The organism is Shewanella sp. SM32 (assembly GCF_025654235.1).
In the GTDB taxonomy this organism is placed as follows: domain Bacteria; phylum Pseudomonadota; class Gammaproteobacteria; order Enterobacterales; family Shewanellaceae; genus Shewanella; species Shewanella oncorhynchi.
Map to the genome: position 1 here is coordinate 1 of NZ_JAKKRO010000167.1, position 709 is coordinate 709.

General features: G+C 48.0%; 2 protein-coding genes. Both read right to left on the minus strand.

Going from position 1 to position 709, the window contains the following annotated elements; translation table 11 throughout:
* Positions 1 to 57: 57 nt before the first annotated feature.
* The gene (locus L5M10_RS23990) at positions 58 to 321 is read right to left on the minus strand and encodes a transposase (RefSeq protein WP_263256105.1); all 264 of its coding nucleotides are present in this window, start codon (positions 319 to 321) and stop codon (positions 58 to 60) included.
* An 18-nt stretch (positions 322 to 339) separates the two neighbouring features.
* Positions 340 to 709, minus strand: a 370-nt coding sequence (locus L5M10_RS23995) for an IS66 family transposase (protein ID WP_263256106.1), incomplete at its 5' end; no start/stop codon positions are given.

Genomic DNA, 709 nt, shown 5'->3' on the forward strand with positions numbered 1-709 from the left:
GTAAGCGTCCATTTTAGGACGTATTGACGCCTTATAGATTTCGGCCAAGCATCCTGGCTAGATGTCTTTCAGGATCTGCACCAGTCCTGGTGGGATTTTCCACTGGCGGTTATCATCGCTGACCACCATCACTGATTTCTTGTTGATTTTGATAACCACGCCGAACACTTGGCCTTCTTTGGCCTTGAAGTGGACTTTTTGGCCTAAACGTAGCTGGCTTAGAACATTGATGTCGTTTTGCAAACGTAAGTAGTCTATCCGCTTGCAGATTAGCTCGTTCAGGTCATGTAATTCGTCTAAGGTTAGGTCTTCTATGCGCATATCGCCTCCGTCTGGAGGCTATTCTACCGAAGTGGCGGGTAAAGCAAAGAGGTCTGAACGCAGTGGATTATCGGCGAACTGGGTTTTCCAATACCGTGGCGTCAGTTCATGTACCAGGCTGGCAGGGTGTTGGCTGATACGTAGCAGTACATCGGTCAGATAATCGTTTACATTGATATCATGCAATCGACAAGTGACTATCAGGCTTTGGATAACGCCAACATGCTCAGCACCGATTTCTGTCCAACAGAACAACCAATTTTTTCTCCCCATGGGTATGGGCCTGAGCGCCCGCTCCAGATGGTTTGTATCCAGCGGCACATCGGGGTCTTCTAAGAAGACACGCAGTGCCATTTCTTTGCTTTGTACATAGCCAATCGCTTTGTAG

Excerpts from the sequence above, each read along its gene's own strand:
- L5M10_RS23990 (WP_263256105.1), bottom strand. The coding sequence starts at position 321 with ATGCGCATAGAAGACCTAACCTTAGACGAATTACATGACCTGAACGAG.